The organism is Chromobacterium haemolyticum DSM 19808, from assembly GCF_000711885.1.
Lineage (GTDB): Bacteria > Pseudomonadota > Gammaproteobacteria > Burkholderiales > Chromobacteriaceae > Chromobacterium > Chromobacterium haemolyticum.
Genome location: NZ_JONK01000030.1, coordinates 35,755 through 62,309, shown reverse-complemented (window position 1 = coordinate 62,309; position 26,555 = coordinate 35,755). Strand labels below are relative to the sequence as shown.

21 protein-coding genes are annotated in these 26,555 nt (G+C 57.1%); 10 read left to right on the top strand and 11 right to left on the bottom strand.

The window, feature by feature from the left end:
* From BR71_RS23705 to rpmH, 7 genes are all read right to left on the bottom strand, one after another.
* Positions 1-263, bottom strand: a 263-nt coding sequence (locus BR71_RS23705; RefSeq protein WP_156039010.1) for a transposase, incomplete at its 3' end; no start/stop codon positions are given.
* A 44-nt stretch (positions 264-307) separates the two neighbouring features.
* Positions 308-838, bottom strand: coding sequence for a tyrosine-type recombinase/integrase (locus BR71_RS16175; RefSeq protein WP_052370699.1), 531 nt, complete (start codon positions 836-838; stop codon positions 308-310).
* A 445-nt stretch (positions 839-1,283) separates the two neighbouring features.
* A complete protein-coding gene (mnmE, locus tag BR71_RS16170) occupies positions 1,284-2,636 on the bottom strand; it encodes a tRNA uridine-5-carboxymethylaminomethyl(34) synthesis GTPase MnmE (RefSeq protein WP_043639825.1) in 1,353 nt (450 codons plus the stop codon).
* A 124-nt stretch (positions 2,637-2,760) separates the two neighbouring features.
* Positions 2,761-4,413 (bottom strand): membrane protein insertase YidC, encoded by a 1,653-nt coding sequence (gene yidC, locus BR71_RS16165; protein WP_043639821.1) that lies wholly within the window; start codon positions 4,411-4,413, stop codon positions 2,761-2,763.
* A 21-nt stretch (positions 4,414-4,434) separates the two neighbouring features.
* Complete coding sequence (gene yidD, locus BR71_RS16160; protein ID WP_043639818.1) at positions 4,435-4,644, bottom strand: membrane protein insertion efficiency factor YidD; 210 nt, start codon at positions 4,642-4,644, stop codon at positions 4,435-4,437.
* A complete protein-coding gene (gene rnpA, locus BR71_RS16155) occupies positions 4,620-4,985 on the bottom strand; it encodes a ribonuclease P protein component (protein WP_039753648.1) in 366 nt (121 codons plus the stop codon). The genes yidD and rnpA overlap by 25 nt, the downstream gene beginning before the upstream one ends.
* Before the next feature lie 4 nt (positions 4,986-4,989).
* A complete protein-coding gene (gene rpmH, locus BR71_RS23700) occupies positions 4,990-5,124 on the bottom strand; it encodes a 50S ribosomal protein L34 (RefSeq protein ID WP_019100333.1) in 135 nt (44 codons plus the stop codon).
* Positions 5,125-5,581: 457 nt separating this feature from the next.
* On the opposite strand from rpmH, the gene dnaA reads away from it, so the two are divergent.
* From dnaA to gyrB, 3 genes are all read left to right on the top strand, one after another.
* Positions 5,582-6,976: a chromosomal replication initiator protein DnaA gene (gene dnaA / locus BR71_RS16150; RefSeq protein WP_043592546.1), complete on the top strand. Its 1,395-nt coding sequence runs from the start codon at positions 5,582-5,584 to the stop codon at positions 6,974-6,976.
* 54 nt (positions 6,977-7,030) lie between these two features.
* Entirely contained in the window at positions 7,031-8,140 is a 1,110-nt protein-coding gene (gene dnaN, locus BR71_RS16145; RefSeq protein WP_043592545.1) for a DNA polymerase III subunit beta, read from the top strand.
* A 149-nt stretch (positions 8,141-8,289) separates the two neighbouring features.
* Positions 8,290-10,680 carry a DNA topoisomerase (ATP-hydrolyzing) subunit B gene (gyrB, locus tag BR71_RS16140; protein ID WP_043592544.1) on the top strand — a complete coding sequence of 797 codons (2,391 nt, stop codon included), beginning with the start codon at positions 8,290-8,292 and terminating at the stop codon, positions 10,678-10,680.
* A gap of 424 nt (positions 10,681-11,104) precedes the next feature.
* Here gyrB and istB read toward each other — a convergent pair whose 3' ends face one another.
* The 3 genes from istB to BR71_RS16120 form a co-directional block, all read right to left on the bottom strand.
* Entirely contained in the window at positions 11,105-11,851 is a 747-nt protein-coding gene (istB, locus tag BR71_RS16135) for an IS21-like element helper ATPase IstB (protein WP_043639814.1), read from the bottom strand.
* Complete coding sequence (gene istA, locus BR71_RS23695) at positions 11,845-13,395, bottom strand: IS21 family transposase (protein ID WP_081862707.1); 1,551 nt, start codon at positions 13,393-13,395, stop codon at positions 11,845-11,847. Before istA ends, istB begins: the two co-directional genes overlap by 7 nt.
* Before the next feature lie 220 nt (positions 13,396-13,615).
* Positions 13,616-13,897, bottom strand: coding sequence for a hypothetical protein (locus tag BR71_RS16120; RefSeq protein ID WP_043639803.1), 282 nt, complete (start codon positions 13,895-13,897; stop codon positions 13,616-13,618).
* Positions 13,898-14,073: 176 nt separating this feature from the next.
* Between BR71_RS16120 and BR71_RS16115 the strand changes: the two genes are divergently transcribed.
* From BR71_RS16115 to BR71_RS16085, 7 genes are all read left to right on the top strand, one after another.
* Complete coding sequence (locus tag BR71_RS16115; RefSeq protein ID WP_043639798.1) at positions 14,074-15,171, top strand: hypothetical protein; 1,098 nt, start codon at positions 14,074-14,076, stop codon at positions 15,169-15,171.
* Between the two features lie 336 nt (positions 15,172-15,507).
* Positions 15,508-15,693, top strand: a complete 186-nt coding sequence (locus tag BR71_RS16110; RefSeq protein ID WP_244269653.1) for a hypothetical protein — start codon at positions 15,508-15,510, stop codon at positions 15,691-15,693.
* The gene (locus BR71_RS16105) at positions 15,680-18,961 is read left to right on the top strand and encodes a helicase-related protein (protein ID WP_043639792.1); all 3,282 of its coding nucleotides are present in this window, start codon (positions 15,680-15,682) and stop codon (positions 18,959-18,961) included. Before BR71_RS16110 ends, BR71_RS16105 begins: the two co-directional genes overlap by 14 nt.
* Complete coding sequence (locus BR71_RS16100; RefSeq protein WP_043639789.1) at positions 18,958-19,641, top strand: DUF4391 domain-containing protein; 684 nt, start codon at positions 18,958-18,960, stop codon at positions 19,639-19,641. Before BR71_RS16105 ends, BR71_RS16100 begins: the two co-directional genes overlap by 4 nt.
* A 24-nt stretch (positions 19,642-19,665) precedes the next feature.
* Complete coding sequence (locus tag BR71_RS16095; protein WP_043639785.1) at positions 19,666-21,627, top strand: site-specific DNA-methyltransferase; 1,962 nt, start codon at positions 19,666-19,668, stop codon at positions 21,625-21,627.
* A 10-nt stretch (positions 21,628-21,637) separates the two neighbouring features.
* Positions 21,638-24,769, top strand: a complete 3,132-nt coding sequence (locus BR71_RS16090) for a type III restriction-modification system endonuclease (protein ID WP_043639773.1) — start codon at positions 21,638-21,640, stop codon at positions 24,767-24,769.
* Positions 24,766-25,866, top strand: a complete 1,101-nt coding sequence (locus tag BR71_RS16085; RefSeq protein WP_052370697.1) for a hypothetical protein — start codon at positions 24,766-24,768, stop codon at positions 25,864-25,866. Before BR71_RS16090 ends, BR71_RS16085 begins: the two co-directional genes overlap by 4 nt.
* Before the next feature lie 215 nt (positions 25,867-26,081).
* Here BR71_RS16085 and BR71_RS16080 read toward each other — a convergent pair whose 3' ends face one another.
* Complete coding sequence (locus BR71_RS16080; RefSeq protein WP_043639772.1) at positions 26,082-26,471, bottom strand: hypothetical protein; 390 nt, start codon at positions 26,469-26,471, stop codon at positions 26,082-26,084.
* Positions 26,472-26,555 lie beyond the last annotated feature (84 nt).

The following is a 26,555-nucleotide window of genomic DNA, read 5'->3' as shown; positions in this document are numbered from 1 at the left end:
ATCAGCAGGGCTAGGTGTAGGCGGTCCCAAATGCCTAGCGCTTGCCAATCGCGCAGTCTTCGCCAGCAGGTCATACCGCTGCCAAAACCGAGTTCCTGTGGGAGGTCCTCCCAAGGAATGCCGGTAGTGAGAACAAACAAGATGCCGTTGAGGGCGGCAAAATCATCCAACCGCGGCCGCCCACCCCGGCGGGAACGCGGTGGTGGAGGAAGTAGTGGTTGCAATGACTTCCAGAGCTTCTGACTGACGACTTTCCGTTTCATCTTCGCCAAATGCGGGCATACGCATCTGACATCAAGAGGTTTTGTTAGCGGGTCTTAAGTGCATTGCGCGTAACAAGGGCCATCTTTGGAGCTCCGCGAGCCTTGATCCTGTCGCAAAGCTCCAGAACGTCAGACGGCTTCACTTCCGCCAGCGGCATGCCGCCTAGCCAGGGTAATACGTCCTTGTCCATGATCCGGCGCATCGTCTTCTGATAGCTGCCTGATTTTCCCTCCAACTGCTCATCCAACCAATTGTCGGCGAAGGCCGCAACCGTGTTGAGCCGTTCCACTTTGGCCGCTTGGACTGCTCGCTTAGGGGACTCTCCATGAGCTACTAGCTCTGCCCATGCATCCCGCTGCTTACGTGCAGCTTTCAAGCTGATTTCTGGGTAAGGCCCAATAGTCAAAGTCGGCTGCCGAACACCATGCAATTGATAACGATAGCGCCAGACCTTGGTGCCGCTAGGCATCACTTCCAGCAGCAAGCCACCCGAGTCCGTGATCCGGTAGCGAGCATCTTTTGGCTTCAATGCATTGATACGGGCATCGGTCAGTAGTTTGGTAGCTCTTGGCATAGTCTCCCCTTTGGTACACGCTCGAAATCAAAGGTACACGATAGTGGCTATAAGCCTTGCTCTATGTAGGTTCCAAAATTTATGCGCGAAATTTGACAAAAAAACTCCGGAAAAATAGAGTCGATTCGTTATAAAAATCAAAATCAAATGCTTTGCAAGTCATTGAAATGTATTGAATTTTTTGTGTTTGGTACACGTATATTGGTGTTGAAATTTGTGTACCAAATTGATATGACAATGTATTTAAAATTTGATCTTTAGGATAGGAAAAGGCGTTGGTCTAGGTACACATAAAAACCTACTCTATCGAGTGTGTGCCTAAGTGTGTACCTAAAGCCATCGGCTGTCTATGGATGTTGCTGGATGCTACTGGACGAGAGAATGTAGCAATAGCAATGGTTGTGAGGGGTTTTTTGGATGCTACTGGATGTCGTCGGACATCCAGTTATTTGCCAATACAGAACCGGCTGAAGATCACCCCCAGCAGATCGTCGGCGCTGAATTCGCCGGTGATCTCGGACAGCGCGTTCTGCGCCATGCGTAGCTCCTCGGCGAAGATTTCCACTTGCTCCCAGTCCGCGTGCGCCAGCTCCAGGTGTTCGGCGGCGCGGCGGATGGCGTCCAGGTGGCGCTGGCGCGCCAGGAACACGCCTTCGCCGCCGCCGCTGTAACCTATCATTTCCAGCAGCTTGGCTTTGAGCAGATCCACGCCGGCGTGGGTGCGCGCGGACAGGCGCACCAGCGGGTGGCCGTCTTCATCGGCCAGGCCCGGCGCTTCGCCGGACAGGTCCACCTTGTTGAACACGTGCACGCGCGGTAGCGCGGCCGGCAGCCGTTGCAGGATGGCTTGAACCTCGCCGGTCAGGCCATCGCGGCTGTCCGCCAGCACCAGGGCCAGGTCCGCGCGCTCCACCGCCTGCCAGGTGCGTTCTATGCCTATCTTCTCCACCACGTCGTCGGTGTCGCGCAGGCCGGCGGTGTCGATGATGTGCACCGGCACGCCGTCGATGACGATTTCCTCGCGCACGGTGTCGCGGGTGGTGCCGGCGATGTCCGTCACGATGGCGATGTCGTCGCCGGCCAGCGCGTTCATCAGGCTGGATTTGCCGACATTGGGCTGGCCCACCAGCACCACGTGCATGCCCTCGCGCAGGATGGCGCCCTGTTTGGCGGTGGCCTGTACCTGCACCAGCCGGCCGCGCAGCCGTTCAAGCTTGCCCAGCGCGTCCGCCTGTTTGAGGAAGTCGATTTCCTCTTCCGGGAAGTCCAGCGTCGCCTCCACCAGCATGCGCAGGGTGATCAGCTCGTCCACCAGCACGTGGATTTCCTTGGAGAACGCGCCTTTCAGCGATTTAAGCGCGCTCTTGGCGGCGGTTTCGCTGCTGGCGTCGATCAAGTCCGCCACGCTTTCCGCCTGGGCCAGGTCCAGTTTGTCGTTGAGGAAGGCGCGCTTGGTGAATTCGCCCGGTTCCGCCAGCCGCGCGCCCAGCTCCACGCAGCGCGCCAGCAGCATTTTCAGCACCACCGGCCCGCCGTGGCCTTGCAGTTCGATCACGTCCTCGCCGGTAAAGCTGTTGGGGCCGGGGAAGTAGAGCAGCAGGCCGTTGTCCAGCGGCTGGCCGTGGGCGTCGACGAAGTCTGTGTAGAGCGCGTAGCGCGGCTTGGGCGTTTTGCCGCCGCTGATGGCGGCGGCGAAGGGCAGCAAATCCTTGCCGGACACGCGGATTACGCCAACGCCGCCGCGGCCGGGAGCGGTGGCGATGGCGCAGATAGTGGCGGGGGTGTAGCTGAGGCTCATGGGCATTCCTTGGAATCTGGGCCGCGGCCCCCGCGCGGCGGGGCGTCGTGGCGAATACGCTTCAATTATCCAGCAAAAAACCCGGCCATGCGGCCGGGTTTGGGGTTCAGAGCGCGCGGGGCAATCAGGATTGCAGCGCGGCCTTGTTTTTCTTCTCGATGCTCTTGTTGATCTGCCACTGCTGGGCCATCGACAAGATGTTGTTGACCACGTAGTACAGCACCAGGCCGGATGGGAAGAAGAAGAACATCACCGAGAAGGCCACCGGCATGATTTTCATCATCTTGGCCTGCATCGGGTCCGCCGGCGGCGGATTCAGGAAAGTTTGCAGGAACATGGTGGCCGCCATGATCACCGGCAGCACATAGTACGGGTCCGGGCGGGCCAAGTCGGTGTACCACAGGATCCACGGCGCCTGGCGCAGCTCAACCGAAGCCAGCAGCGCCCAGTACAGGCCGATGAACACCGGGATCTGAATCAGCATGGGCAGGCAGCCGCCCAGCGGATTCACCTTCTCGGACTTGTACATCTCCATCACCGCCTGCTGGAACTTCATGCGGTCGTCGCCGTACTGCTCCTTCATGCGCTCAAGACGCGGCGCCAGCGCCTTCATCTTGGCCATGGAGCGGTAGGACGCGGCGGTCAGCGGGTAGAAGATGGCCTTGACGGTCAGGGTCAGCAGCACGATGGCCCAGCCCCAGTTCTGCACCAGCAGGTGCAGCTTGGTCAGCAGCCAGAACAGCGGGGAGGCGAAGATGTGGAAGATGCCGAAGTCCTTGGCGTATTCCATGCCGTCGGCCAGCTTGCTGATCACATCGTACTCTTCCGGGCCGGCGAACAGCGGCACGGACACGCTCAGGCTCTGGCCCGGGGCGATGGTGGCGTAATCCACCAGCGCGGCGGCGGAGTTCAGGCCGTTGCTCTGTTTTAGCTCAAAGCGGCAGGACTTGTCGTCCTTGCACACGCTGGCGCCGTCCAGCGGCTTCAGAATCCACGCGGACATGAAGTAGTGCTGGATCATGGCCACCCAGCCGTCGCTGCCGGTCTTGGCGTAATCGCCCTTGCCCTTGGCCAGGTCGTCGAAGCTCACCTTCTGGAATTTGTTTTCCGAGGTGTAAACAGCCGGGCCGGTGAAGGTGTGGGCCAGGCGGCCTTCGCCTTCCGGCGTTTGGCTGTCGCGCAGCAGGCGGTAGTAAGCGGTGGCGGCCAGCGGCGCGGCGCCGCCGTTGGCGATGTCGTAACGCACGCCAATCTTGTAGCTGCCCTTGGTGAAGGTGTAGATCTTGCTTACCTTCACGCCGTTGGCTTCCGGCGCGGTCAGCTTCACTTCCAGCTTGTCGCCGGAGAGCTCGTAGCTGGTCTTTTCAGCGGTGAACACGGTTTTGTGGGTGGGCAGCGCCGGGTTGCTGGCGGCCACCAGGCCGGTTTGCGCCACATAGACGCGGCCGTTCCGGTCCGTCAGCAGATCAAGCGGCTTTTTGCTGTCCACGGCGGAATCGTGCTTCAACAGCGTCAGCTGGCGCAGATCGCCGCCCACGGTGTCGATCTCCGCCTTCAGCACATCGGTGTTCACCGTGATGCGCTGGCCGGAAGTCAGTTTGTTGGAATCCACCGGCTGGGCGTTGTGGGACGCGCCGTTGGCGGCCTGCTGCTGCGTGGCGGCCTGCTTTTGCGCGGCAACTTGCTGCGGCGTCGGCTTGGGCGCGAAAAACTCCTGCCAACCTAGCAGGATGCCCAGGGACAGCATGATGAAGATTATGAGGCGCTTGGAATCCATCTCTCGATACCGGATTTAAGTTCAGGGAACTGGGTCGTAGCCGCTGCCGCCCCAGGGGTGGCAACGTCCGATGCGTCTGGCGGCCAGCCAGCCGCCCTTGAGTGCGCCGTGCTTTTTCACCGCTTCGATCGCGTAGCTGGAACAGGTGGGCTGGAAGCGGCAACGCGGTGCCAGCCACGGGCTGATAGCCAGCTGGTAAAAACGGATCAGGAGGATGAAGAGGCGCGACATCGTGCCAGTTTAGCAAACAGAGAAGACAAAGCCGTGATCACTTCAGTTCGCTCGGCGCGCGTAAAAGGCACCTTGGCGCGGACCACGAAGTCCATGTCCGGCAGCGTTTGCCGGTTCAGGCGGAACCATTCGCGCACCGTGCGCTTGATGTAGTTGCGACGCACGGCCCGCTTGTGGACCTTGCGGCCCACCACCAGGCCCAGCCGCGCGTGCCCCAATTCATTGGGTCGGGCCGATACCTGAAACGTGGCGTTGCTGCGCGACATCCGCAAACTAAAAACGGATGAGAACTCATCCGTTTTTAATAGCCGGTGCGCACGGCGAAAGCGGTAAGCCGACAAAGGCTTATACGGCCAGACGCTTGCGGCCTTTGGAACGACGAGCTGCGATCACAGCACGGCCGCCGCGGGACTTCATGCGGACCAGAAAGCCGTGAGTGCGTTTACGACGGGTATTGGAGGGCTGGTAAGTACGCTTCATGATTGGAATTCCTGTTTCGAAACGGAAATAAACGCGTGATTTGACAGGATAAACGCCGGTTTGTCAATGAGGAATTTTCTAAGCACCTGTGGATAACTTTGAGAAAAACCGTTAGAATGCCAAGGCTTACCGTTCCGAGTTCGCTGCGCAATTATTGAACGCGCGCCGGTGCGGAACGCCAACCCTAGAGAAGCACTGCCAAAATTCAGCCCCACCCACTGGAGCAACGCGCGCCCGCGCAAGCGCGGCGCGGGCCGATCCAGGAATTTTGCCAGCGGTTCTCGGGGGCCGCCCCATCCATGCATCGCCCGCCTTGCGGCCCGGCGATGCGCGGCCCGCGGCCCTTGAATCATGCCGAACACACGTCGTCCGCCCCGCGTACGGGGCGCGGCGGCTTCTCCCGCCGCTTGGCCGTAACGCCGACAGCGGGTTTTTCGCTTTTACTTGCGTATATGTAATGACCGAACTGGATCAATTTTGGCCTGGCTGCCTGGCCCGCCTGGAGGCCGAACTGTCTTCGCAACAGTTCAATACCTGGATCAAGCCGCTATCGGCCGAAACCACGGAAGAGGGCATCGCGCTGTTTGCGCCCAACCGCTTCATCATGCAGTTCATCAAGGACCGCTTCCTGGCGCGCATTGAAGAACTGGCGGTGGAACTGGTGGGCGAATGCTTGGTGGAGCTGCGCCTGGGCGCGCCCGCCGGCCGGCCGCTGGCCGCGCCCGCGATGGCGCCGGCCAAAGCCAAGCCCGCACCCAGCGTGCCGGCGCCCAGCGCGCCGTCCCAGGCCAAGCAGGCCGCGGTCAAAGCCATTGGCGGCAGCCACGAAAGCACCCGGCTCAACCCCTCGTTCACCTTCGACACCCTGGTGACCGGCAAGGGCAACCAGCTGGCGCGCGCCGCGGCCATGCAAATTGCGGAAAACCCGGGCGACCAAGCCTACAACCCGCTGTTTGTCTACGGCGGCGTGGGCCTGGGTAAGACCCACTTGATCCAGGCCATCGGCAACCACGTGTTCCAAAAGAACCCGCAAGCCAAGATCCGCTACATCCACGCCGAACGCTACGTGGCCGACATCATGCGCGCCTACCAGCACAAGGCCTTTGACGAATTTAAGCGCTACTACCACTCGCTGGACCTGCTGCTGATCGACGACATCCAGTTCTTCGCCGGCAAGAACCGCACCCAGGAAGAATTCTTCTACGCCTTCAACGCGCTGATCGAGGGCGGCAAGCAGGTCATCATGACCTGTGACAGCTACCCCAAGCAGATAGAAGGCATGGAAGAGCGGCTGATCTCCCGCTTCTCCTGGGGCCTGACCGTGGAAATCCAGCCGCCGGAGCTGGAAATGCGCGTGGCCATCTTGATGAAAAAGGCCGAGGCCGACAGCATCAAGCTGGATCACAACGTGGCCTTCTTCATTGCCCAGAACGTGCGCTCCAACGTGCGCGAACTGGAAGGCGCGCTCAAGCGCGTGGTGGCTTACGCCCGCTTCACCAATCAGAACATCTCGCTGGAACTGGTCAAGGAAGCGCTCAAGGACATCCTGGCCGCCGGCAACCGCCAGGTGACCGTGGACGCCATCCAGAAAACCGTGGCCGAGTACTACAAGATCAAGCTGTCCGACATGCACAGCAAAAAGCGCAGCCGCGACATCGCCCGGCCGCGCCAGGTGGCGATGGCGCTGGCCAAGGAACTGACCCAGCTGTCCCTGCCCAATATCGGCGACGCCTTTGGCGGCCGCGACCACACCACCGTGCTGCACGCCTGCAAGACCATTGCCGAAATGCGCGGCAACGACGCCGATATCGCTCACGATTACGACACGCTGCTGGCCATGCTGCGTAACTAAGACCATGAAGCCTAACTTGAACCGACTCACAAACACCCAACGGGAGCCCGCCCCATGCTGATCCTGCAAGCCGAACGCGATGCCCTGCTCAAGCCACTGCTGGCAGTCACCGGCATTGTCGAGCGTCGTCACACCCTGCCCATCCTGTCCAATGTGCTGATAGAGAAAAAAGGCGGACAAGTGGGCTTCCTGGCCACGGACCTGGAAATCCAGATCACCACCGCCAGCAGCGATGAATTACCGGGCGAAGACTTCCGCCTGACCACCTCCGCCAAAAAGCTGCAGGACATCCTGCGCGCCATCCCGGGCAACGCCACCGTGACCCTGGAACAACTGGACGGCGGCCGCCTGACCCTGAAAGCCGGCAAGAGCCGCTTCAACCTGCAAACCCTGCCGGCCGACGACTTCCCGCTCTTGTCCGTGGGCAGCGCCAGCGACTCCAGCTTCAGCCTGAGCCAGCGCGAACTCAAGCGCCTGATCTCCCAGGTGCAATACGCAATGGCGGTGCAGGACATCCGCTACTACCTGAACGGCCTGCTGATGCAGACCGACGGCAACCAAGTGCGCCTGGTGGCCACCGATGGCCACCGCCTGGCCTTCGCCAGCGCGGACGTGGAAGCCAACCTGCCCAAATCCGAAGTGATCCTGCCGCGCAAGACCATCATCGAGCTGTACAAGCTGCTGCAGGACATCGACGACCCGATCAACATCGAAGTGCTGGCCAACCAGGTGCGTTTCAGCTTTGGCTCCACCGTCATCATCAGCAAAGTGGTGGACGGCAAGTTCCCGGACTACAACCGCGTCATCCCGCTGGACAACGACAAGATCTTCCTGATCGAACGCCTGGAATTCCTGCACGCCTTGCAGCGCGCCGCCATCCTGGCCAACGAGAAATTCCGCGGCGTGCGCCTGGTGCTCAAGCCCGGCTCCATGTCCATCCTCTGCACCAACAGCGAGCAGGAAGAAGCGGAAGAAGAACTGGAAATCGCCTACCAGGGCGGCGAGCTGGAAATCGGCTTCAACATCAACTACCTGATGGACGTGCTGACCAACCTGCCGGCGGACACCCTGCAAATGGCCTTTGGCGACTCCAACCGCAGCACCCTGGTCACCATACCGGACGTGAGCAACTTCAAATACATCGTCATGCCCATGCGGATTTGACGCCGGCCGCCACCCGGCAGCCCGCCGGCGGCGGAGGCCCCGCCCCCGCCCCGGCAAACGGATTTTCAGATTGACCGGCAGAGGCCGGCCGCGCGGTGCCAGGAATCACTCCCGGCCCGCCCGGCCCCTCTCCATACAGAAAGCAGCAGATGAGCGAACAGGAATACGGCGCGGATAGCATCAAAGTCCTCAAAGGATTGGATGCCGTACGCAAACGCCCCGGCATGTATATTGGCGACACCTCGGACGGCACCGGCTTGCACCACATGGTGTTTGAAGTGCTGGACAACGCCATTGACGAAGCGCTGGCCGGCCATGCCGACACCATCAAGGTCATCATCAACCCCGACAACTCCATCACCGTGGAAGACAACGGCCGGGGCATCCCCACCGACATCCACCCGGAAGAAGGGCGATCGGCGGCGGAAGTGATCATGACCATCCTGCACGCCGGCGGCAAATTCGACAGCAACAGCTACAAGATCTCCGGCGGCCTGCACGGCGTGGGCGTCTCCGTGGTGAACGCGCTGTCCGATTGGCTGAAACTGAAAATCTGGCGCGACGGCAAAGTCCATGAAATGGAATTCCGCCGCGGCGACGCCGTGGCCCCGCTCACCGTGACCGGCCACACCAACCACCGCGGCACGGAAGTGACCTTCCGCGCCAGCGAAGAAACCTTCGGCCTGGTGGAATTCCACTTCGACATCCTGGCCAAGCGCATCCGCGAACTGTCCTTCCTGAATCAGGGCGTGGGCATCCAGCTGATAGACAAGCGCACCGGCAAGGAAGAAAACTTCGCCTTCTCCGGCGGCGTGGCCGGCTTCGTGGAATACATGAACCGCAACAAGACCGTGCTGCACCCCAAAGTGTTCTACGGCATTGGCGAAAAAGACGGCATGAGCGTGGAAGTGGCGATGCAGTGGAACGACTCCTACCAGGAAAGCGTCCAGTGCTTCACCAACAACATCCCCCAGCGCGACGGCGGCACCCACATGACCGCGCTGCGCCAGGTGATGACCCGCACGCTGAACCAGTACATCGAAGAATCCGAAGTGGCCAAAAAGGCCAAGGTGGACACCTCCGGCGACGACATGCGCGAAGGCCTGACCTGCGTGCTCTCCGTCAAACTGCCGGACCCCAAGTTCTCCAGCCAAACCAAGGACAAACTGGTTTCCAGCGAAATTGGCCCGGTGGTCAATGAAGTGATCAGCGAAGCACTGAAAACCTATCTGCTGGAACACCCCAACGACGCCAAAATCATCTGCGGCAAGATTGTGGAAGCCGCCCGCGCCCGCGAAGCCGCGCGCAAGGCCCGTGAAATCACCCGCCGCAAAGGCATCATGGACGGCCTGGGCCTGCCCGGTAAACTGGCGGACTGCCAGGAAAAAGACCCCAAGCTGTGTGAACTGTATCTGGTGGAGGGTGACTCCGCCGGCGGCTCCGCCAAACAAGGCCGCGACCGCAAATTCCAGGCCATCCTGCCGCTGAAGGGCAAGATCCTGAACGTGGAACGCGCCCGCTTCGACAAAATGCTGCAAAGCCAGGAAGTGGCCACCCTGATCACCGCCATGGGCTGCGGCATTGGCAAAGACGAATACAACCCGGACAAACTGCGCTACCACCGCATCATCATCATGACCGATGCCGACGTGGACGGCGCCCACATCCGCACCCTGCTGCTCACCTTCTTCTACCGCCAAATGAGCGAACTGGTGGAGCGTGGCCACATCTACATTGCCCAGCCGCCGCTGTACAAGGCCAAACTGGGCAAGCAAGAGCGCTACCTCAAGGACGACTCCGAGCTCAACCAGTTCCTGCTGCAACTGGCGTTGGAAAAAGCCGAACTGATCCCGGCGGAAGGCGCCGCCGCATTGTCCGGCGACACCTTGGGCGAAATTGCCCGCCAGTTCCTGCTGACCCGCTCCGTGATTGAACGCGAAAGCCGCGTGATAGACCCGCTGGTGCTGGAAGCCATGCTCAAAACCGGCCCGCTGTCCCTCAGCAGCCAGCAAGAAGCGGACGCCGCGCTGGCCAAACTGAGCGCGCTGCTGCCGGCGGACGCCATCGAACTGCAACTGCTGCGCGACGAAAAGAACGACGGCCACCTGATCAAGATCATCCGCAAACTGCACGGCAACGTGATGGTAACGGTGATGGACCAGGACTTCCTGGAATCCGGCGACTACGCGGAAATGAAGAAAACCGGCGACATGCTCAGCGGCCTGCTGCGCGAAGGCGCCCACGTCAAACGCGGCGAAACCGTGAAACCGGTGGCGGAGTTTGGCGAAGCGCTGGACTGGCTGCTGGCGGAAGTGAAGAAGGGCATGAACATCCAGCGCTATAAAGGCCTGGGCGAGATGAACCCGGAACAGCTGTGGGAAACCACGATGGACCCCACCGTGCGCCGCCTGCTGAAGGTGCGCATTGAAGACGTGATGAGCGCGGACGACGTGTTCACCACCCTGATGGGCGACGAAGTGGAACCGCGCCGGAACTTCATCGAGGGCAATGCCTTGATTGCGCGGAATATTGACGTGTAAGGTTGTAGGGTGACACTCAAAGTGAAATTTGTGTCAGGTTAGTGAAAAAATGCTGACACAGATAATGAAAAAACCCACCGGATAGTCTCGGTGGGTTTTTTCACGATGGATCAAACTGCTGCTTTTCGACCTTTGCTGCCGTTGGCAGTCCGGCTCAACTTAGTCCATGATGTGCAGGTCAGCAGCCGTAAGCGAGGGGGCGGGCTACTGATGCCTGAGCTTTTGCGTAATGTAAATGATGGACGCTGCTGCGAACTCTAGGAAGAACTCGGCTTCAGCCTTTGTCAAGCTTGATGCGACGCGAAAACTCTCTTCTCTGATCACCAAATCGCATGGAACATGATCGGACAGTTGCACAGGACTTGCGCACCAACTTGCACAGCACTTGCGCACCCGTTTTGGAGTGCGCAAGAAGCTATGGTTACTAACTGACCTTTTTGGCCTTCAGCTTACGCATCGACTCGCCCTTCAAGCTAATCGCGTGGGCGCGATGTACGACCCGGTCAAGGATGGCATCTGCCACGGTAGGATCACCGAATAGGTCGTACCATTTCTCTGGAGGGTACTGGCTAGTGATGATCAAGGCACCTTCCATCGACTGCTGATCCAGGATGTCCAGCAGGATCGGACCGAGTTGAACGTCTATGCCTCCAATCCCCAAGTCATCAATAATCAGCAGCGGCATACGGGAAAGCTGACGCCGTTTTCTTGGGAGCGTGCCATCTGCTTGGCTGACGCTCAAATCCTCAAATAAGCGTGTGGCCGTGGTGTAGTAGGTTGCAATGCCTTGCCGGCAGGCTTGCTGACCAAACGCGCACGCCAGCCAGCTTTTCCCTGTTCCGGTCGGACCGGTCAGAATCAGGTTCTGCTTTTGACGCATCCACTCGCCACCGGCCAGGGTCTGAATCTGCAAACGGTCCAAGCCACGACTGCTGCGGTAATCCACATCTTCAAGCACAGCTTGGTTGTAGCGCAGCTTCGATTGCTTCAGTAGTCGGCTGATACGGCGGTTGTCCCGGCTGGCCAGCTCTTCATCCAGCAGGAGGCCCAATCGCTGCTCAAATGGCATGGTGGTGCTTCCTGGCTCACCTTGCTGCTTTACCAGGGCGGTAGCCATGCCATGCAAGCCAAGTTCGATTAGTTTTTGGGTTGTAGTTGTCAGGCTTAGCATGCTTTGCCTCCTTCTAGCTGAACAGCGAAATAGGATGCGCCGCGTAGATTTTCGTGGTGCGGCGTGGTGGCTGATGATGCTTTGTCTCGCCGGTAGGGTTCGTGTCGCAGAATTGAGCGCAATCGGTCATAGGTCAGGATGTTGCGGGCAAGCGCATAGCTACACGCTTGTTCAAGGCGCTCCTGCCACCCCTCACGGCGCACGTCACGCCGCAATGCCCGTATCCCTTTGAGGCCATTGGCAAAGTCACGGCGTTCCTCTAGGTTGCGCTGTACCAACTGCAGTGTCGCTGGGCCGATGTCTTTGGCCCAAGCACGTAATGCATCAGGAGAATCGCCAACATGATGACGGTGGTGTGGCGGCTGATGTGCGGGATCGGTACTGATGCCGGCACCAGGTTTGATCTCATGGCTGGCCACCCGTCGGCGCTGGCTGTAAATGTCCAATCGCTCATTGCTGGCACGCAGGTCAACCAACTGGTGAGCAAGGGTGTACGGCACCGAGTAGTAATGATCAACAAACCGCACATGGTAACGCTCATCGACACGAACCCGATATCGCCATTGGCTGTAGGGGTAGCGATCATCACGCAGTGGTGCCAATGCCGGCGTATCAAGTTCGGCCAGGCGTGATATACGGCTTTGCGGATAGGTGCGGGTAGTTTTGTGGTTCAGCTGGCGCATCCAGTAATCCAGCGCATGGTTCAGTTCGTCCAGGCTAAAGAACACTTGGTGACGCAAGCGAGCCAATACCCATCGCTGAACGATCTGAACGCCGACCTCGGCCAGCGCTTTATCCTTGGGTTGTCGTGGCCGTGCAGGCAGAATCACGAAACCATAGTGTTCAGCCAGTTCCTGATAAGCCGGATTGAGCACAATGGTAGAACGCGTATGTTTTGTGACCGCTGATTTCAGGTTGTCCGGCACGATAAAGCGTGGCACACCGCCAATGTGCTCCAGCATACGAACATGTGCCTTTAACCAATCTTCGATAGTTTGTGTTTCGACCGCAGTGGCAAACAGATAGCCAGATGCGCCCAGTGTCCCGACAAAGATCTGAACCTTGCGGATTTCTCCTGTGTCACGATCCCGTATCGGCATGGTTTTGCCACAAAAGTCCACGAACAGCATCTCACCGGGGTGATACACGTAGCGCAGGCTAAGCTTGCAGGTCTTGCGCCATTTCCGGTATGCACGCGTAAATTGGGCGTAGGAAATACCTTCTGGTGTGACGGCTCGATACTCGTCCCAGAGCAGTTCCAGCGTAACGTCTCGCTTTTGCAGTTCCGCATGGACCATCAGCCAGTCAGGTTGCGGTTTTCGTGATGGTGGCTGCTGTACCGGGCCGAGCAGCGCTTGGCGCAACCCGTCGTTGTCCAGATCTTTCAGATCATCCCAGCCGTACTGCCCCAGACGTAACAAGTCACGAACGGCTCTCACCGTATTGGGAGCCACGCCTGACAACCGTCCAACCGCCCGGTTGGAGTAATTCATATCACACGCCAAGCGGAGCACTTGGCGCAGCGTTTCTATCGGTAACTTCATTGTCTATCCAGACACCATGGACGAGCGACCCCCTCGCTCGTCGCGATGGGCAAATTGCATTGAAAGAAATGCAGGAGGATGGCTTGACGCCATCGCGCGTCAGATCGACAATGATTCCGTCAGGGGGCATTTCTTGACGAGATTCAGCAGAAGCCTGGGGCGGCAACCCCGGGCTTTTGTCTTTCTAACAGCCTGCGATGAATTAAGTGTCCTGCTTATTTCATCCGCATGATGTCTCTCCTTTGTTGTCCATCTTCTCCAACGCCTTCATTCGTTGCTCTGCCATCCATGCCGCCACGTCGCGCGACAAGGCGAAATAGCCGCTGCGGCCTTCCAAAGGGAAAATCGGTACAGGTACTGTGCGTCGGCTGATCGACTGGCGCCAGGCAGCGGGTGATGAGTAGCCGAGCACCTTCCAAAGCACACGGCTTGGCAGCATCGGACCGTATCGGTCCATCAGCTCTTTTTCCAATTCAGCAGTCAGGTTACTCAGGGAAAGCATGGGTTACGGCCTGTTACGTTCATGGTGCATAGCCTAACCAGGTGACAGCGTGGTGGCTATCCCATAGAATTTCGCTCAATTCTGACTGTACTTATTTTTTATAAATAACTGATTTTTAATAATATTTTTTCATAATTTGCCAATTTCGCATCGGCGTGCGAAACGCCATAGCCACCATGACACTCCTCGAATCGAAGAACCCCAACCGTCACCCAGTCGATGTCTTGCGTGTCCGCTACTGGTTTCAGGGGGTTCTCAAGGCATTGGATTGCCAAACGGCATACCAGCTTGAGAAGCTCTTAGAGCCGGAGCATTTCCGGCGACAGCACCAGCGTACGGTTTACCCTAGCAAATGGAATCGTTACGGCGCCGGGGAAAACACCCCTCAGATTCGACTGGTTCGAAAGGTTGACGTCCACGCAGCAGGGTCGGCTCGTGAGCTCAATCATCCGTTGTGGGCAATCCTGAAGACTATGGGGAGAAAAACGGCATCGATGGCAGACTGGGTAGGTCGGTTAGATCCTGGTGTTCAATCCATCATGCTGCAGGCCCGGCATGACTATTTTGGTGCGCCACGTGAGTTGGCCCCCTTCAATCGTCGTCAGGGGAATAGGCTGTTACGCCGTGGCGATCTGGATGCCTTGGCTGCGCTGGTGCTGTACTGGATCGAGGCGGATCGGCAAGATAATGCTGAGCAGATGCACGAGATTGCGGGAATGATCTACCACCTGCTGTTGATAGTCGGCCTGGATTTCCATAAGCGTAATTTGGGCGCCGAACTGCTGTTATTGTTCACCGCCAGAATATTCGACCTCACGCTATGGCCAGGTGGGCACTTTGGGGTGGATGCCAAGTCTTTTAAAATCAGCCTCTTGGCATTGCACCACATGGCCCATCCTGCCGATGATCCAATCAAAACACCTCGCTGGCGAGAGCACGTTGGCCAGATGCTAAAGCTACTTGCCGGCAACAAAGGCTTCGACGTTATGTTTGCCATGCGACCTTTTTGCCTCCCTGCATGGGAGGCTGGACCTCCAACCCTGAGTGAGTGGGCCTCTTGGGAAACGGATCGGCGCTACTGGGCTTGGGGATGGGATTGTATTTTCAAAGGAGTACAAGGCAAGTTCCCCCCAGAGGAAGCAGAAGTACCCGGAAGGTATTTGTATCGTGAGCGAGTTCGCGCCAGTAGTCTTGGCTGGCCATTGCTGCGAGATACCTCAAGCTTTACAGGCACATGTGCCATCTATGAATATGGGCAGTGGCCTCCGGCCTAAGTGGGAAGGCAATCTCTCAGTTGCCGTTCACCTTCCGCTGCTTCCAGTGACGCTGGTACCTATGCAGGTGGCAGTCTGACCATTTCTAGACCCTAGTGTGGATAGGGCTCAATTTTAATCTGCATTCGGGAAATATCCGGAGCTTGGCCAAAGCTGCCTATTCACATGGAAATGAACAAGGGCTAGCAGACTCAGAATTTCGGAGATGCCGCCTCTGCCCCCTCACCTGTTTTGGGCTGAAAGGGGACTTTTCTTCTGTTCAGTCCCGGAAAAACGCAGTACATTTGCGGACAATTAATCTAGGACTCCGTCATGAAGTGCCCAAAGGACAAAACCTTGTCCATCCGCACGTCAGCAGACATCAAGCAACTACTGCGCATTGCTGCTGAAAAAGAACACCGCTCCATCGCATCGATGATGGAAGTGCTGATCCTGAACTACGCCAAAGAGCACGGTCTGAAGGCGGACGAGCAGCTCACGGAAGGTACAAAAAAGAAGAAGGGAAGCGATGGAACTCATTGACAATATTAGTCGCCTTCTCGGGGACGACCTGAAGCAAACGCTAAAACCGGGGGCGCGATTGAAGATTGCTGCCTCCTGCTTTTCGATGTATGCCTTCGAGGCCCTGAAGGCGGAACTGGAGAAGATTGAAGAGCTGAATTTCATCTTCACCTCCCCGACTTTTGTTGCCAATGAAGTAACCGACAAAATCCGCAAGGAGCGACGGGAGTTCCATATCCCCAAGGTGGATCGAGAGCGCAGCCTGTACGGCAGTGAGTTTGAAATCCAGTTGCGCAACAAGCTGACTCAGCGCGCGATTGCCAAAGAGTGCGCCGACTGGATGCGACGCAAAGCCCGGTTCAAGAGCAACCGGACCAAAGCCCCAATGCAGCAATTTGCTTGTGTGCAGGCACGGGCTGGCGACAGTGGCGACACCGCCTACATGCCGCTGCATGGCTTTACGGCAGTCGATCTGGGTTACCAGCCAGGCAACGCCGTGTCGAACCTCGTCAACAAGATGAACGAGCCGACCTTTGCGGCCACTTATCTCAGCCTGTTCGACCAAATCTGGAACGACCCCGAGAAGCTGGAAGATGTGACGCAGCAAATCTGTGAGCACATCGCCTCTGTCTATCAGGAGAACTCGCCCGAAAGCATCTACTTCATGATGCTCTACAACATCTTCAGCGAGTTTCTGGACGATATCGACGAGGACGTACTGCCCAACGATCGCACCGGCTACCAGAGCACCCTGATCTGGCAGAAGCTATTCAATTACCAGAAGGATGCCGCCACCGGCATCATCAACAAGCTGGAAACCTACAGCGGTTGCATCCTGGCCGACAGCGTTGGCTTGGGCAAGACCTTCACTGCGCTGGCAGTGGTGAAGTATTACGAGCTGCGCAACCGCTCCGTGCTGGTTCTTTGCCCGAAGAAGCTGGCGGACAACTGGCTCAACTACAACCGTAACCTGAAGACCAACATCTTCGCGAAGGATCGTTTCAACTACGACGTGCTGTGCCATACCGACCTCAGCCGCACCAGCGGTGAGTCGTTTGGCACACCGCTGAACCGCATCAACTGGGGCAACTACGACCTCGTGGTCATCGATGAGTCGCATAATTTCCGCAACAACGATGCCTACAAGGACAAGGAGACACGCTACCAGAAGCTGATGAACAAGGTCATCAGAGAGGGGGTGAAGACCAAAGTACTGATGCTCTCGGCTACCCCGGTTAACAACCGCTTTGCCGACCTGCGTAATCAGCTGGCCTTGGCCTATGAGGGTGAGTCGGAAAACCTCAGCAAGAAACTCAAGATCAGCAAGAGCGTGGAAGAGGTTTTCCGAAGCGCACAGGCGGCATTCACTGTTTGGTCGAAATTGCCCCCCGAGGAACGTACAGCCCGCGCCATTCTGGACTCGCTGGACTTTGATTTCTTCGAGCTGCTGGACAGCGTAACCATCGCACGCTCTCGCAAGCACATCCAGACCTTCTACGACACGAAGGACATCGGCCAATTCCCGGAGCGCCGCAAGCCGCTTTCCTTCCATTGCCCGCTGACTTCGCGCTCGGACGTGATGGGCTTCAACGAGATTTTCGAGCAACTGTCGTTGCTCAAGCTCTGCGTTTACACCCCAGCGGCCTACATCCTTCAAAGCCGGGTCAAGAAGTACATCGACCTCTACAACACCCAATCGGGCGACAAGAAGGAAAACCTCAGCCTGTATGGTCGAGAGAAGGGCCTGCAGGCCCTGATGACCACGAACTTGCTCAAACGCCTGGAAAGTTCCATCGAATCGTTCCGGCTGACCTTGCGCTCCCTGCGTGGCAATCACGCCAACACGCTGGCGACTATCCGCCGCTTCAACGAAGGTGGCGGTGCCGCCGATATCGCGGACCTCTCCGAAGTCCTAGAAAACCTGGATGCCGAAGACGATGATCTGTCGATGCTGAACGGAGGCGAGATCGGCGGCAAGGTCAAGATCAGCTTGGCCGACATGGACTTGCCCTCTTGGGAGCATGACCTGAGCGTTGATCTGGAGATCATCGATGCCCTGCTGGCCTCGATGGACAAGATCACCCCCGAGGACGATGCCAAGTTGCAGCACCTGAAAACACAAGTGCTGGGCAAGATATCCAACCCGATCAACCCCGGCAACAAGAAAATCATCATCTTTACGGCTTTCGCCGATACCGCCGATTATCTCTATGCCAACCTTGCACCGGAGTTGCTGGCACGGCAGCAACTCCATAGCGCCAAAGTCACGGGTACAGGCTCGCCCAAGTCCACGCTCAAGAAGAGCTACGACTTCCAGGAACTGCTGACACTGTTCTCGCCACGTTCCAAGTCGAAGGCACAAGTGCTGCCGCAAGAGCCCGCTGAGATCGACTTGCTGATCGGGACGGACTGCATATCCGAAGGCCAGAACCTGCAAGACTGCGACTACTTGATCAATTACGACATTCACTGGAACCCAGTCCGCATCATTCAGCGCTTCGGGCGTGTGGATCGTATCGGCTCGCCGAACGCCTGCATCCAGTTGGTGAACTATTGGCCCGACATCTCGCTCGACGAATACATCAACCTGAAAGAGCGGGTTGAGAGCCGGATGATGATTGCCGATGTGACGGCCACCGGGGACGACAACGTGCTTTCCGCACAGGCCAACGATGTTACCTACCGCAAAGAACAGCTGCGCCGCCTTCAGGAGGAGGTGATCGAGCTGGAAGACCTGAAAACCGGCGTGTCAATCACCGACCTGGGGCTCAACGACTTCCGCATGGACTTGCTCAACTACGTGAAGGCACATGGCGAACCCAGCCATGTGCCTAACGGTATGCATGCCGTAGTACCTGCGAATTCTGCCTTGGGTCTGGAGCCGGGGGTGATCTTTACCTTGCGCAACCGCAACCCCGAGGTCAACGTGAACCAGCACAACCGACTGCACCCGTACTACCTCATCTACATCGGGTGCGACGGCAAGGTCATTAACGATCACACCGAAGTAAAGCGCCTGCTGGACCTCGTGCGCAGCGGCTGTAAGGGGCATGCTGACCCCATTCCCATAGCCTGCCAATCCTTCAATAAGGAGACAAGCGACGGCAGGAACATGCAAAGCTACTCCGAGCTGCTGAGCAAGGCCATTAGCTCGATGATCGAAGTGAAGGAAGATAAGGACCTGGACAGCCTCTTCAGCGGCGGCAAGACCACTGCGCTGACCAATACCATCTCGGGTCTGGATGACTTCGAACTCATCACTTTCCTTGTGATACAGGAGGCTGGATGAGCGTATCTCCAGCCCAGCATCCGGCGCTGATTAACTACCCGAAGCAGGCCACGTTCGGGCGCGTACTGCCCAAGAACAAGATTTACGAGCACAGCGGGGCCAACACCCGCCTGAAAGACCTGTTCGTGGAACAGGTCGAGCAGATTGTGTGGCAGTACAAGCTTGCACCGGAAACCATCAACCTGCCTGCCAAGCCGGGCGTACCGGAGGTGCAGGTTTTCCGCATCGTTCTGAAAACGGGAGAGCTGTCCGTCGATGTACTCAAGTGCATCGATGGTGCCGTGCAGTTTCCCATCGTCTTCGAGCTAGAGCACGAGGGCAAGATCAAGGTTATTGCCGCCCACAAGCGCCCCAGTGAAGCCGATGCCAGCAAATGGGTCGTTAGCGATTATTTTTCGACCGCATGGATGCCAGCCAACAGCCCACGAGTGGAGATGCCCGTGGTACTGGATTTGGCTGGGCTCTACGAGGCCTTACTACAAAGGCTGATTCCGCTGGTCCCTCGCGACCGAGAGAGCTTTTCTGCCTTGGTCGAGCGCTTGGAGGGCGTGAGGGCCAAGCAGCGTGAAATCGAAAAAGTACACGCCAAGCTGGCAAAGGAAAAGCAATTCAACCGCAAAGTAGAGATCAACGCCACTTTGCGGCAACTGAACAACGAACTTGAGGAACTGAGCCACTGAAGCTGATGGCCAGAGGAAAAGAATATGGACAAACTGAAAATGCATTCTCCCGATCTGACACAAGACAACATCGCTCGCATTGGTAAGCTGTTCCCCGGTTGTGTGACCGAGGCCAAGGGGAGTGACGGTAGCGTGAGACTGGCTGTGGATTTTGATCAGCTGCGCCAAGAGCTTTCTGAGTCGATTGTTGAAGGGCCGCAAGAGCGTTACCACTTGAACTGGCCTGGCAAGCGTGAAGCGCTGTTAGCAGCCAATGCGCCGATTGCCAAGACGCTGCGACCCAGCCGCAACGAAAGCGTTGACTTCGACTCGACCAGGAACCTCTTCATCGAAGGCGACAACCTGGACGCACTGAAGCTGCTCCAAGAGACGTACCTTGGGAAGATCAAGCTGGTCTACATCGACCCTCCGTACAACACCGGAAAGGACTTTATCTACAAGGACGACTTCCGCGCCGACGTTGGCGACTACCTGCAGCAATCCAGTCAGACCGATTCAGAGGGTGGTCGATTGGTCGCCAACACTGAGGCAAACGGTCGCTTTCACTCTGACTGGCTGAGCATGATCTACCCGCGACTGAAGCTCGCACGCAATCTGCTGCGGGACGACGGAGCGATCCTGATCTCAATCGACGACAACGAGGCCGACAACCTTCGCAAGGTTTGCGACGAAGTCTTTGGGGAAGAGAACTTCGTGGGTCAGATTGTCTGGCAGCGGTCAAAGAAGGGCGATTCGAAGCTGATTGCCAAGGTCCACGAATACATCCTCTGCTACGTCCGGGACAAGTACTCTGTACTCGCCAATGGACCCTGGCGCCGTCCGAAGGAAGGTGCCGATCAAGTGCTGGCGAAGTATGCAGAGTTGCGAGCTAGCCTGGGGACCAACCATGAGGCCATCCGGTCGGAAATGCAGGCTTGGTACAAGCAACTCCCCAACGACGATTCTCGTAAGGCCCACAAGCACTACAACTGGTCGGATGATCGCGGCTTGTACTTCGCAGACAACTTTGCAGGCCCAGATGACGGCCGCGAATCTCGGCCACGCCACGACATCCTGCACCCAGTCACCGGAAAGTCGTGCAAGAAGCCGTCAACAGGTTGGCGGTGGGACGAGGAAAAGACCAAGTGGGCCCTTGCCCAGACCCCCCCACGGATTCACTTTGGGCCCGACGAGACGACGATCCCGACACGGAAAAGCTACTTGTTTGAAATCGACAGCGAGCCGTACTCGTCCGTGTTCTACCGGGATGGCCGTTCAGCAACGCTGGAAGTCGAAGAACTTGTCGGCAAAGGCTGGTTTCCTTTCCCGAAGAACACCGATGTCTTGAGTGAGTTGATCGAGCTGGTCACCAAGCCCGACGACATCATTCTTGACTTCTTTGCCGGTTCAGGCAGCACAGGGCATGCAGTCATGAAAGTGAACCAGGCGCACGGGTCCAAGCGACGCTTTATCCTGGTTCAGATTCCCGAGGAAACAGGGCGTACGGGCTATGCCACGATTGCAGACATCACGAAAAAGCGTCTGGGAGAGGCCGGCAAGAAGATCTCAACTGGCGGCGCAATTGGCGCCGGGGATGTTGGCTTCCGGGCGTTGAAGATTGATTCATCGAACCTGGCCGACATCTTCTATACACCCGATGCATTGGAGAAGCCCAACCTCGATATGTTCGTTGACAACATCAAGCCTGATCGCACTCCTGAAGACCTGTTGTTCCAGGTAATGTTGGATTGGGGCATCGATCTGGCCTTACCTATCTCTAAGCAAGCCATCCAGGGCAAAGACGTTTTCTTCGTCGATGGCAATGCACTGGTCGCCTGCTTCGATGCCCATGGAGGCATCGATGAAGGCTTCGTCAAGGAACTGGCGAAGCATCAGCCCCTGCGTGTGGTGTTCCGTGACGCAGGTTTCAAGGACAGTGCCGTCAAGATCAACGTCGAACAGATTTTCAAGTCGCTCTCGCCCTCCACCGAAGTGAAATGCATCTAAGGGGCTGACGATGAAACTGAAATTCAAGACACAGCCCTATCAAACCGCTGCCGTACAGGCAGTGGTGGATTGCTTCAAGGGACAAACACCGCAGCATGGCGGGGTTCGCTATCGCCTAGACCCCGGCGTGAAAAAAGCGCCTCCGGAGAGCCCTCAATCTGCGCTCGATCTCGAAGCGGAAGCAGTCGCCAACCAAGAGGCGGCTTTCCGCAACGCCGACGTAACCTTGTCCGAGTCTGCCCTGCTGGACAACATCCAGCAGGTGCAGCGCTTACAAAACCTGCCTGTATCGGGTTCGCTTGACGATTTTTTCACGACAAATGGAAATAAGGAGCGTGTTCCCGCCACAAAACAGTACAAAGACAATGCCAAAGCGATTTCGAGGATTCATCTCGACATAGAGATGGAAACCGGCACGGGCAAAACCTACTGCTATATCAAGACGATCTTCGATCTGAACAAGCAGTATGGGTGGAGCAAGTTCATCATCGTGGTGCCCAGCATCGCCATTCGTGAAGGGGTAGCGAAGTCGCTGGAAATCACAGCAGATCATTTCCTGGAAACGTACAAAAAGAAGGCACACTTCTTCATTTACAACTCCAAGGCGTTGCACCATCTGGAGAGCTTTTCGTCGGATGCGGGCATCAACGTGATGGTGATCAACGTCCAAGCCTTCAATGCGACGGGCAAGGACGCCCGCCGCATCTACGAAGAGCTGGACGACTTCCAGTCACGTAGGCCGATCGACGTGATCAGCGCCAATCGCCCCATCCTCATCCTGGACGAGCCCCAGAAGATGGAGGGTGGAAAGACGCTGGATTCGCTGGTTAATTTCAAGCCATTGATGGTGCTACGCTACTCGGCGACACACAAGACCACGCACAACAAAATTCACCGCTTGGACGCCCTGGATGCCTACAACCAGAAGCTGGTGAAGAGGATTGCCGTGCGCGGCATCTCGGTCAAGGGTTTGGCGGGCACCAACGCCTATCTCTACTTGCAAGGCATCGACGTTTCCACCAAGAAGCCACCCGAGGCGCGTGTCGAGTTCGAGCGTAAGTTCGAGAGCGGGATCATCAAGCCCGTAGTGAAGAAGCTCTCCAAGGGCGACAACCTTTTTGTGCTGTCGAACGAGCTGGATCAGTACCGTGGCTATGTGGTGTCCGATATCAATGCCATTACCGATACCCTGAGCTTCACTAACGGGGTCGAGCTGCAGGTAGGCGAAGCAGATGGCGACGTGAACGAAGCCGCGCTTCGCCGCATACAGATTCGCGAAGCAATCAAAGCCCACTTCGACAAGGAGCAGGCTTTGTTCCAGCAGGGCATCAAGGTACTGACCCTGTTCTTCATCGACGAAGTCGCGAAGTACCGTGACTACAGCGCTGCCGATGAAAAGGGCGAATACGCCCGGGTATTCGAAGAGGAATACCAGCTCTACCTGAATGAGGTGCTGGACCTGGACGAAACGCCTTATATCAAGCACCTCAAGGGTATTGCCGTCGAGAAGACTCACAGCGGCTATTTCTCGATCGACAAGAAAACCAAGAAGCTGGTGGACCCGGAGGTGGGCAAGAAGTCCACCGAAGCCGACGATGTGGATGCCTATGACCTGATCCTGAAGGACAAAGAGCGCCTGCTCTCCTTGAGCGAGCCGGTACGGTTCATCTTCTCGCATTCGGCCCTGCGTGAAGGTTGGGACAACCCGAACGTGTTTGTCATCTGCGCCCTCAAGCACAGTGACAACACGATTTCCCGCCGCCAGGAAGTGGGCCGTGGCCTACGCTTGTCGGTGAACCAGCATGGTGATCGGATTGACCACCCTTCCATCGTCCACGATGTGAACGTGCTGACCGTTGTGGCGAGCGAAAGCTACAAGGACTTCGTGGCCGCACTGCAAAGGGATATCAGCGAATCGCTGTCGGCACGTCCGCGTGTCGCTGATAAGGCTTACTTCACCGGCAAAGTGCTCAACACCACGGATGGCCCGGTTACGGTTTCCGATGATCAAGCCACAGACATCGAGTTCTACCTGATCCAGAACGGGTACGTAGATAAGAAGCGCAACATCACCGAGAAATACCATCAGGCCAAGAAGGAAGGCACGCTCGAAGCGTTGCCGGACGAACTGCTGCCGCATGCTGAGCAGGTTTTCCAACTGATCGACAGCGTGTTCAGCGAAAGCCAGATCATGCAGCCGGAGGATGGCCGCAAGGCGAAGAAGCTGGAGCCCAACGCCAACTTCGAAAAGCAGGAATTCAAAGAGCTATGGGCCAGGATCAACCGCAAGGCGGCCTACAGCGTGCAGTTCGATTCTGGCGAGCTTGTTGCCAAGGCAGTCAAAGCCCTGGATGAGCATCTGCGCGTGACGCCGTTGCAGTACACCATCCAGCGTGGTGAGCAGTCTGCGCAGGTTACGTACGACGGCATGAAAAACGGTGACGCCTTCGTGCTGAAAGCAACGGAGACGGAGAAAAACACCCACTCCATCCATTCCGCAGTGAAGTACGACCTCATCGGCAAACTGGCCGAAGGTACGCAGCTCACGCGGCGTACAGTGGCAGACATTCTGCGCGGCATCAACGTGGCCGTGTTTGCTCAGTTCAAGACTAACCCCGAGAACTTCATCGCCGAAACGGTACGTTTAATCAACGAGCAGAAGGCGACGGTGATCATCGAGCACCTCGCCTACGACCCAGTCGCCGATCAGTTTGACCTGGACATCTTCACGGCTGGGCAGACCAAGCAGGACTTCAGCAAAGCCGGGGGCAAGCTCCAACGCCACATCTACGACTACGTGCTGACCGACTCCAACATCGAACGCGAGTTCGTGAAGGAGCTGGACACGTGCACCGATGTGGTTGTTTACGCCAAGCTGCCGCGTGGCTTCCTGATTCCTACCCCCGTTGGCGACTACAACCCGGACTGGGCCATTTCCTTCAAGGAAGGGGCCGTCAAGCACGTGTACTTCGTGGCGGAAACCAAGGGCTCCATGTCGTCGATGGTTCTCAATGAGATCGAGAAAACCAAGATCCGTTGCGCCCGTAAGTTCTTCGACGAGATCAACAAGAAATACGCGCCGGAGAACGTGAAGTACGACGTGGTGAATAGCTTCGGGAAGCTGATGGAGCTGGTGAAGTGACGGACGACACCGGCAAAGAAGAATCGAATGCTGAGGTCAAGCCCCCGCAGAAGGGGCTCGACATCAGCATCTTCCTGAAGCATGTTGCGGAAGCCGATACATCGATTGGGCGGGTTTTCCTGTTCCGTTTGCGGGTATCTGACATCGGCGCGTTCGAAAAGCTGCCTGACCTGCCATCCGCTGAGCGCATTCGATGTTACTTGCCTTGTATTGCAAGCTTGTCGGCGGACTACTCGCTCGACCAAGAGCGCGTGGCCATCACTGCAGAGCAAGTAGATCAGCTATCGGATGACGAGGCTGAAGCGCTCGCAGAGGTCTATGCCTCGTCGAGCGTATTTTGGGAGGCACGAGAAGGGTCAAAAGATCGATCCCCTGTTGCTCGGGAGCCTGGAGAGGCTGCAACGGCTTACCTGGACAAGCTTCTGCGGAATGAGATTGGGGAGCAGGGGAAGCAATCGCACAAAATGATGGAGTCGATGCGTGGCTCGACACAAGGCATTTTCGATCAGGTACGAAAGAGCAGCCTAGAGCTTGGCGATAGCTGGAGGCAGCTGGAACGACTGACCAAGGCAAGCACCATCTCGAAGAGTATTACCCCAGCCTTCGATACCAAATCGCTAGAGTTCAGCAACCACATGGCTGAGCACACAGCGCGGATGGCGCGGGAAAGAGCTGAGGACCGCGAGATGCTTAGACTGACGGCTGAGACATCTGCTAAGTCGGCAAAGACTCTCCAGGAGCTTGCGGATGCTGCGAGCATGATGCTGGAAAAGCTCGATGAACGGGATGCGGACGCAAAGCGAACTACCAAGACTCAGCTATGGATTGCTGTTGGCTCTGTGGTTGTGTCCGCCATTTTAGCCGGAGCCTCATTCATTCAAGATCGAACCAGCAACAAGTCGGGCGACGAATGGCAGTTAGCGGTACTAAGCGAGTTGAAGGCTTCAAACGAGCGTGGAGCGTCGATCCAGACTGAAAATCAGTTGCTCCGGGATCAAATGCTGCGACTCTCTTCGGCCATTGCTGTTCTGGAGGGCAAAATCAATACTCTTCCCTTGGAGGCAAAGCAGGTATCGACAAGCAAGGAAAAAAGATGACGCAATGTTTTTACATGGCAACATCACCAAAAAAGCCAACTACCGAAAAGAGGTTGGCTTTTTCAATTTTGATGGCCCTCCGAAAGCCCAACCTAGAACCGGGGGGCATCACAACGCCCAACGAATTTCATTAGGGTTTATAGCCCGAATTCAGCAGCAACACCGTGCAACTGGCTGATCAGATGCAATGCAATTGAGTGTGCAAGTCTATGCAATTACGCAACTGCGCCATGCCGAACGAAAGCCTTATTGCTTGTTGCCCCATATGCCTGACTTACGAGCCGCTCAATATCGGGGTCGAGATTTGCTCGCTTGATTATTTTTCCCAGCGTTCCATTGGGCTCGTTGAGCAACACCATCAGGCATGACTCGATGGCGTTTATGGATTCCTTTATCGAATTCTCGAAGTCAGGTGTTGCAGAGTAGATAAAGTTCTTTGCCTTCAGCCACTGAGTCCGAGTTGGATTCAGTTCGTCGGTGAGTGCGTCGTTTGCTTTACCCCAATTCTTTGAGGTAGGTGCATGACGTTGAATTCGCTTGAGGTCCAACAAGACATCTGCGTACAGCTCTTCCACATAGGCGCGACGACTTGCGTAGGTCTTCATCTCCTGCAACTTACAGAATGCGTAGAAGACTTCTAGTGACTTGTGCGGATTGGGGTTGGCGTGATGAGATTGGTATTGATCTTG

Bases quoted from the DNA above. Each gene is read 5' to 3' on its own strand.
- BR71_RS16175 (WP_052370699.1), bottom strand. From the start codon at position 838: ATGCCAAGAGCTACCAAACTACTGACCGATGCCCGTATCAATGCATTG.
- mnmE (WP_043639825.1), bottom strand. From the start codon at position 2,636: ATGAGCCTCAGCTACACCCCCGCCACTATCTGCGCCATCGCCACCGCT.
- yidC (WP_043639821.1), bottom strand. From the start codon at position 4,413: ATGGATTCCAAGCGCCTCATAATCTTCATCATGCTGTCCCTGGGCATC.
- yidD (WP_043639818.1), bottom strand. From the start codon at position 4,644: ATGTCGCGCCTCTTCATCCTCCTGATCCGTTTTTACCAGCTGGCTATC.
- rpmH (WP_019100333.1), bottom strand. From the start codon at position 5,124: ATGAAGCGTACTTACCAGCCCTCCAATACCCGTCGTAAACGCACTCAC.
- dnaA (WP_043592546.1), top strand. From the start codon at position 5,582: ATGACCGAACTGGATCAATTTTGGCCTGGCTGCCTGGCCCGCCTGGAG.
- dnaN (WP_043592545.1), top strand. From the start codon at position 7,031: ATGCTGATCCTGCAAGCCGAACGCGATGCCCTGCTCAAGCCACTGCTG.
- gyrB (WP_043592544.1), top strand. From the start codon at position 8,290: ATGAGCGAACAGGAATACGGCGCGGATAGCATCAAAGTCCTCAAAGGA.
- istB (WP_043639814.1), bottom strand. From the start codon at position 11,851: ATGCTAAGCCTGACAACTACAACCCAAAAACTAATCGAACTTGGCTTG.
- istA (WP_081862707.1), bottom strand. From the start codon at position 13,395: ATGAAGTTACCGATAGAAACGCTGCGCCAAGTGCTCCGCTTGGCGTGT.
- BR71_RS16120 (WP_043639803.1), bottom strand. From the start codon at position 13,897: ATGCTTTCCCTGAGTAACCTGACTGCTGAATTGGAAAAAGAGCTGATG.
- BR71_RS16115 (WP_043639798.1), top strand. From the start codon at position 14,074: ATGACACTCCTCGAATCGAAGAACCCCAACCGTCACCCAGTCGATGTC.
- BR71_RS16105 (WP_043639792.1), top strand. From the start codon at position 15,680: ATGGAACTCATTGACAATATTAGTCGCCTTCTCGGGGACGACCTGAAG.
- BR71_RS16100 (WP_043639789.1), top strand. From the start codon at position 18,958: ATGAGCGTATCTCCAGCCCAGCATCCGGCGCTGATTAACTACCCGAAG.
- BR71_RS16095 (WP_043639785.1), top strand. From the start codon at position 19,666: ATGGACAAACTGAAAATGCATTCTCCCGATCTGACACAAGACAACATC.
- BR71_RS16090 (WP_043639773.1), top strand. From the start codon at position 21,638: ATGAAACTGAAATTCAAGACACAGCCCTATCAAACCGCTGCCGTACAG.
- BR71_RS16080 (WP_043639772.1), bottom strand. From the start codon at position 26,471: ATGAAGACCTACGCAAGTCGTCGCGCCTATGTGGAAGAGCTGTACGCA.